This window comes from Bradyrhizobium sp., from assembly GCF_004799445.1.
In the GTDB taxonomy this organism is placed as follows: domain Bacteria; phylum Pseudomonadota; class Alphaproteobacteria; order Rhizobiales; family Xanthobacteraceae; genus Bradyrhizobium.
In genome coordinates this window covers 1-6,758 of record NZ_SSNA01000007.1, presented here as the reverse complement: position 1 = coordinate 6,758, position 6,758 = coordinate 1, and the positions used below count along the sequence as shown (strand labels likewise).

At 57.7% G+C, this 6,758-nt stretch carries 4 protein-coding genes and 1 pseudogene; 2 read left to right on the top strand and 3 right to left on the bottom strand.

Features of this window, described 5'->3' with window-relative positions; all coding sequences use genetic code 11:
• Positions 1–146: 146 nt before the first annotated feature.
• The 3 genes from E8A46_RS00400 to E8A46_RS00390 form a co-directional block, all read right to left on the bottom strand.
• Positions 147–275, bottom strand: coding sequence for a hypothetical protein (locus E8A46_RS00400; RefSeq protein ID WP_291556025.1), 129 nt, complete (start codon positions 273–275; stop codon positions 147–149).
• A 535-nt stretch (positions 276–810) separates the two neighbouring features.
• Entirely contained in the window at positions 811–3,060 is a 2,250-nt protein-coding gene (gene katG / locus E8A46_RS00395; RefSeq protein WP_291556028.1) for a catalase/peroxidase HPI, read from the bottom strand.
• A gap of 260 nt (positions 3,061–3,320) precedes the next feature.
• Positions 3,321–3,881: a type 1 glutamine amidotransferase domain-containing protein gene (locus tag E8A46_RS00390; protein WP_291556023.1), complete on the bottom strand. Its 561-nt coding sequence runs from the start codon at positions 3,879–3,881 to the stop codon at positions 3,321–3,323.
• A gap of 309 nt (positions 3,882–4,190) precedes the next feature.
• On the opposite strand from E8A46_RS00390, the gene E8A46_RS00385 reads away from it, so the two are divergent.
• Together E8A46_RS00385 and E8A46_RS00375 are read left to right on the top strand one after the other, a co-directional pair.
• Positions 4,191–5,213 (top strand): aldo/keto reductase, encoded by a 1,023-nt coding sequence (locus E8A46_RS00385; protein WP_291556021.1) that lies wholly within the window; start codon positions 4,191–4,193, stop codon positions 5,211–5,213.
• A 276-nt stretch (positions 5,214–5,489) separates the two neighbouring features.
• Positions 5,490–6,563, top strand: a pseudogene (locus E8A46_RS00375) (IS1182 family transposase); the annotation flags it as partial.
• Positions 6,564–6,758: the final 195 nt, after the last annotated feature.

Genomic DNA, 6,758 nt, shown 5'->3' with positions numbered 1-6,758 from the left:
TTCTTTTGCGAGCTTCAGGATAGGCGGTCTCCTCTTTTGGATTTCCGACCAAGGCGGCGCGATAGGTGGCGATTCATCCATGAATTGTTGCTGAATGAGGGGCGCGTCTCCGATTGACGTCAACCGCGCATAGTCATCTCCATGCATCAAAAATGCACACCATGCGCGATCAGCATGATTGTCACCAGCACCACCGAGAAGGCGAATACCCAGCCTGCGAGGTAGGCGTTATACTGGGACGTTGGCTGATAAGATAATTTTCGCCTGCGCGACATCGCCACCTCCATCGTGCCTCCGAGAGTTACTCGCGGCAAAGGCTGGCGGATTCGCGGCGACTTGTGCCCCAAAAAAGGCCCCAGCGGGGAAAAGCTGAGGCCAACGACCAGGTGCCTTGCGCGATGATGCCAACGATTCGAAAGGTGCTGCTACTTAGTTCAAGGCAGCCGGATGCCCGCTCTGGATCAAACGCGTCAAATTGCCGGTGCGCCGATCACTTCCGGTCTTCCCCGATCAACGGACATCGTCAGACCGCCCCGGCATGTCTCAAAGGTGCCAATAACAGACTCATGCGACGCAGCAATAACGTGCCCATTCGAAAATTTCGTCGGCGGAATTTGACAAAGTTGGAGACACGTCGAGACCAGGCGTCTTCGCGGTGCTATAGTAGATGACAAGATCGAGTTTTGGTGAGCTGCTTCGACCGGACCCATCACTGGTGGCGGGGCAATTGAGCTCGCGGAGCGGCGCGCTCCATCAAAATTGAAATGATGTCCCCCGAAACTCACAACTTATTGACTGCGCGGATGCGTCTCAGATCCGAACGTCGAAACGATCAAGCATCATGACCTTGTCCCAGACCTGCACGAAATCTTTCACGAACCGGGCGTGCCCACCGCTGCTCGCATACACCTCGGCAACGGCACGAAGCTGACTGTTAGAGCCGAAGATGAGGTCGCTTCGCGTCGCCTTGAAACGCGGTTTGCCCGTTGCGCGGTCATCGAGCGAAAAGATCATGCCCTTTTCGTCCTCCTTCTTCCATTCATAATCCATGCTGGTCAGTACGGTGAAGAAGTCGTTGGTAAGTACGCCGACCCGATCGGTGAAAATGCCATTTGCCGACCCGTCGTAGTTAGCACCCATTGCCCTCAACCCCCCGACTAGCGCGACCCACTCGGGGGCTGTGAGTGCAAGCAGTTGCGCCTTGTCGAGGAACATTTCCTCGGGCGCTACCCCCTGCGTAATTTCCGCAAACTGATCGTCGACGTAATTGCGGAAACCGTCGACCACTGGCTTCAGCCAATCGAACATCTCAATGTCGGTCAGCTTCTGCGTCGTATCTCGGCGACCCGGCGTAAAAGGAACCGAAATTTGGACACCCGCATCGGACGCTGCCTTCTCAAGCGCCGCGCAGCCGCCGAGCACGATGAGGTCTGCAAGCGAAACCTTTATGTTGCCAGTTTGCTTTCCGTTGAAATTCTCTACTACGCCCCGGAGAGCCGTGATTACGGGTACGGTTCGCCGGTTGACCGCCCAATCCTTCTGCGGCGCAAGCGCAAGCCGCCCCCCGTTCGCGCCGCCACGCTTGTCACTGTTGCGGTAGGTGGCGGCCGCCGAAAAGGCCGTGAAGACTAGGTCGGACGCCGAAATGCCCGTCGCTATGATCGACTGCTTCAGCGCAGCGACATCCGCCTCTCCGATCGTATCATGTTCGCAGGGTGGGATAGGATCCTGCCACAGGAGATCATTCTCAAGCTTCTTTTCCGGGCCCAGATAGCGTTCGCGCGGGCCCATGTCACGATGGGTCAGCTTGTACCATGCCTTCGAAAAGGCCTGGGTGAACGCGTCGAAATCGTTCAGGAATTTTTCGCAGACCTTGCGATATTCGGGGTCTGTCTTGAGTGCGATGTCGCTGGTCATCATCATCAGCGGGTTTATTTTGCCGGGGATGTGTGCGTCAGGTGTCTTGGGCGCACTTGGGTCGGTCGGTGTCCATTGCAGCGCGCCGGCCGGACTTTTCGTCTGCTCCCAATTGAATTTGAACAGGTTTTCCAGATAGCTATTGTCCCACTGCGTCGGATTCGGCGTCCAGCTGCCTTCGATGCCGTTGGTCATCGCATATTCGGCAAAGCCGGTGCCATCCGGATTTTGCCAGCCAAGGCCCATCGCCTCGATCGGCGCGATCTCCGGCGGAGGTCCGACCTTTTTGGCGGCCACCATCCCATGGCTCTTGCCGAAGGCGTGACCGCCGGCGATCAGCGCAACCGTCTCCTCGTCGTTCATGGCCATTCGGGTGAAGGCGATGCGGATGTCGCGAGCCGATCCCATAGGATCGCCGTTTGCATATGGACCCTCCGGGTTGACGTAAATCAGCGCTTGGTGGGTCGCGGCCAGCGGATTCTCAAGGTCATAGTCTGCGTCGCCATTCTGACCGCGCCAGCGCTTGTCGCGCGTCACCATGCTGTCAAAGGAGGAAACATCCTTCGGGTTCCACACCTCAGGGCCCCAATAGGTGCTGCTGTCGGCCTCCCACGCATCGCGCCGACCACCGCCGAAGCCATAGGTCGGAAACCCCATGATCTCGAGCGCGCAGTTTCCGGTGAGGACCATCAGATCGCCCCAGGAAAGCGCACTCCCGTATTTTTGCTTGATCGGCCAGATCAGGCGCCGTGACTTGTCAGTGTTACCGTTGTCCCACCAGCTGCTAACCGGCGCGAAGCGTTGCAGTGCCTCGCCGGCACCCCCGCGCCCGTCTGCGATACGATAGGTACCGGCCGCGTGCCAAGCCATGCGAATCATCTGCGGGCCGTAATTACCGTAGTCCGACGGCCACCACGCAACCGAAGAGTTTAAAAACTCCTTGATATCCTGCTTGAGCGCCACGAAGTCGATCGTGTTGAAGGCTGTGGCATAGTCGAAGTGATCGCCGAGCGGATTCGCCCTCGGTCCGTTTTGATGGAGAAGTTCGACCTTCAAACGATCAGGGTACCAGTCCGACAATGTCGGGGGCGCTCCCAACGAACCGCCGATGCGGTCGCCGCCAAACGGACACTTGCCGGTCATCTCATGGGTTTGGGTGTTAGTTTTGTCGTCTTTGATGTCAAGCACGATAATATCCTTCGCTAAGCAGAAAAGGCGGGGTTCGCACTGTCTCGGTCATGGTTTCATCCATCTGGGTGGTCAGAAGGCGGGTTGTCCGCGCTGCCGGCCTGCAAGGGTACCAGGCCTAGACATGGCGACATCGTTCTTACGATAAAGCCTGAAGGCTTTCTCCTGCTTTGAACGGTCGAGATCTGGTGGGACAATGCCAGCCGGATAGAGTCTCACGCCGCGCTGCGCTGTGGGTGCCGCCCTTCCTTGACCTCCTCTATGATCTTCGCACTGAATGCTTCCAGGTCTCCAGGATTGCGGGAAGTAATTAAACCTTGATCGATCACCACCTCCGAATCCTCCCAACGGGCGCCCGCGTTTATTACGTCAGTCTTGATCGAATTGTAGGATGTCATCCTTCGACCTTTTGCGATGCCTACTTCAATCAAAAGCCAAGGTGCATGACAGACAGCCGCAACGATCTTTTTCGCGTTGAAGACGTCTTTGATAAAATTAAGCGCCTTTGGCTCGACCCGAAGGAGATCTGGATTAATTTGCCCGCCGGGCAGCACCAGCGCATCATAATCCGACGCCGACACCTGATCGAGCGTCTTATCCACCTTGACTGTGCGACCCCAGTCCTTTTTGTCCCAACCTTTGATTTCGCCTGCGGCGAGCGAGACGATATCGACGGTTGCGCCGGCCTTCTCGAGCCGATCGCGCGGTAGTTCGAGTTCCGACTGTTCGAAGCCGTTTGTCGCTAAGATAGCGATTTTCTTGCCGGTCAATACCATGGAACACTCCGTAACAATTTTGGAATCTTTTATCAATTCCCCTAATCGTACATCGTTCCCCTTCTTATATACTTCGCCACGGCTTGGGCGTTAGCATCGACTCTCCTGGCGGTAAGCAACATCGCGCTGTACCGCTGGGTCTTCCGAGGTCCGTTTCGGGTCATTCGCGTCGTTCTGAGCGCACGCCGGTCAACTCCGGTCTGCCTCGATGAACGGACAGCAGCATCTTTTTCTTTGAGACTGCAAGCCGAGGAACCTCATTTGCCCTTAGAGGTTCTGTCCAAACCGAAACAACAGGGAACAAATACCATGCCTAATCGTGCGCAGCAGATCTTCACGCCCGAGTTTCGCTTTGGACTCGGCGGGGTATCCCTAGGCAACGAGTTCAACAAACATACGGACAAAGAAGCCGAACGCACGCTCGAAGCTGCATGGGATGTGGGCGTACGATATTTTGACGTCGCTCCATGGTATGGGTTCGGTCTCGCTGAGCGGCGCTTCGGACACTTTCTGCACAACAGGAAGCGCGACGACTATTTGCTCTCTTCCAAAGTAGGAAAACTGTTCAAGGCATCGAAGAACAACCGGCATGCGGAAATCTATCCGCTGTCAGATTCCCCGAATGACATCGTCTTCGACTACACGGCCGACGGCGTCCGCCGCTCGATCGAGGACAGCCTACAGCGGCTCGGCGTGGACAGTCTAGACATCGCGTTCGTGCACGACATTTCCCCGGACTTCGCCTACTTCCCGAACGGCTGGGAAGAGCAGTACAAGATCGCCCGCAAAGGCGCCTTTCCTGCACTCTCGAAGATGCGCGACGAGGGCATCATACGGGCTTGGGGTATCGGCGTTAACACGCCGCAACCCATCCTCAAGGTCATCGATGATGCCGATCCCGATGTCTGTTTGTGCGCCCGACAATATTCATTGATCGATCACGCCAACGCCGTGAACGAAGTTTTCCCGGCCGTACGCAAGAAGAATGTTTCGCTCGTCATTGGGTCCGCGCTCAATGCCGGCTTCATATCCGGCAGCGCGCGATACAACTATGGCAAGGAGAATTTCAAAATTCCAGCGGCCGTGATCGAAAGGCGCGAAAAGCTCCGAATGGTAGCCGCTCGCTATGGTGTTGATCTGCGCACAGCTGCGCTTCAATTCTCGGCGGCGCCCGATGTCGCGGTCGCCCTCGTCGTAGGAGCGCGAAGCGATCGGCAAATTCAAGAAGACTTCAATTCTCTGCAAGCAAAGATTCCATCTCAATTCTGGGCAGAGCTTAAACAGCTAGGCCTGGTCGAAACCAACGCGTCGCTTCCCGTTGGGCCCGTCTGATAAAGGGCGGAGGCGCCAAGACCTCGTCCATTTTAAACCGCCCTGGTTTGCCGGAGGCGTTTTGACATTGGTTGCGTCATCGTTCGCGATGGAAAAGTATTCGCCGCACGTCGCCACAAGGTTTCCGAACACCACGACGCGGTTGCGCACGCCGAGATCGAAGCCATCCGCGCAGCCGGCGATTGCTTCGAGAACGGAGAACTTAGAATCCATTTTTCCCAGACAAGTTCGGTCAGCAGGCATGCCACCGGCGACGTGCAATATCGCAGGACGAGTGCCATCCCGGATCATTCGGCGTTCTCACGCGCCCGTAACGAGCGCTACCGCGAGGGAGAGGTTTTCCGTCGCGTGTTCGAGCGGGTCGTCGAGGCGTGTATTGCTGCCGGGCTAGTGGGTGGGGAAGGCTTTGCCGTCGATGCCAGCCTGATTGCTGCCGATGCCAACAAGCAGCGCTCGATCGCGGGGCCGGACTGGCACAGAGATCGCGACCCCAAGAGATCGAGCCGGGCGGTGAAGGAGTATCTGGCGACCCTCGACGATACGGCGTGGGGCGCCGCCAGCGAGGTTGTCCCGAAGTTCGTCTCGCCGTCCGACCCTGCAGCCCAGTGGACCGGTGCTCACAAGGGGCCGGCATTCTTTGCTTACTCCGACAACTACCTCATCGACGTGAAGTTCGGTGTTATCGTTGACGTCGAGGCATCCCGCTCTATTCGCCAGGCCGAGGTCGGCGCGGCGAAGACCATGATCGAGCGAACAGAGGAGCGCTTCGGCCTCAAGCCAGAGCGGCTTGTCGGGGATACGGCTTATGGGGCCGCTCCGATGCTGAACTGGCTGGTCGAGGAGAAGGGCATCGCGCCACATATACCCGTGTTCGACAAGTCGAAGCGAGAGGATGGCACCTTCTCGCGCAGCGACTTTCGATATGATCCGACAAGCGACGTCTACCATTGCCCCGGCGATAAGCGGCTTGGGACGAGCGGTACAGTGCATGAAGGAAAGACACTTCTGTATCGCGCCAGCAAGCTCGACTGCGATGTATGCCCGCTCAAACCGCAGTGCTGCCCAAAGGAACCATCGCGCAAGATCCCGCGCGATATCCACGAGCATGCCCGGGACGTTGCCCGGTCGCTCGCCGGGACCGAGGGCTTTGAGCAGTCACGGCGTGAACGCAAAAAGATCGAGATGCGGTTCGCCCACTTGAAGCGCATCCTGAAGCTCGGTCGGCTCCGACTGCGTGGCCCGCGAGGTGCCCAGGATGAGTTTGTTCTGGCCGCCATCGCTCAGAACCTGCGACGGTTCGCGGCACTGGTCGCACGACCGCCTCCCGCTCAGGCTCCGTGCATTGCGTAGCGTCGAAGTTGCGTAGAGCCGCCAGGGTCGGCGGATCAAAGCCGGCCGACATTAACTGGATGGCCGACAACCCATCGGTAGCAACCGATTTTTGCAACATGGGGTAATTCCGGGATCGAGCCAGACAAAGGCAAGGGAATCAGCTCTCCAGGAACGTATAAGGCCCGCCTCATGTGGCCTTGCAACGATGGAGAG

Excerpts from the sequence above, each read along its gene's own strand:
- katG (WP_291556028.1), bottom strand. The coding sequence starts at position 3,060 with ATGACCGGCAAGTGTCCGTTTGGCGGCGACCGCATCGGCGGTTCGTTG.
- E8A46_RS00390 (WP_291556023.1), bottom strand. The coding sequence starts at position 3,881 with ATGGTATTGACCGGCAAGAAAATCGCTATCTTAGCGACAAACGGCTTC.
- E8A46_RS00400 (WP_291556025.1), bottom strand. The coding sequence starts at position 275 with ATGTCGCGCAGGCGAAAATTATCTTATCAGCCAACGTCCCAGTATAAC.
- E8A46_RS00385 (WP_291556021.1), top strand. The coding sequence starts at position 4,191 with ATGCCTAATCGTGCGCAGCAGATCTTCACGCCCGAGTTTCGCTTTGGA.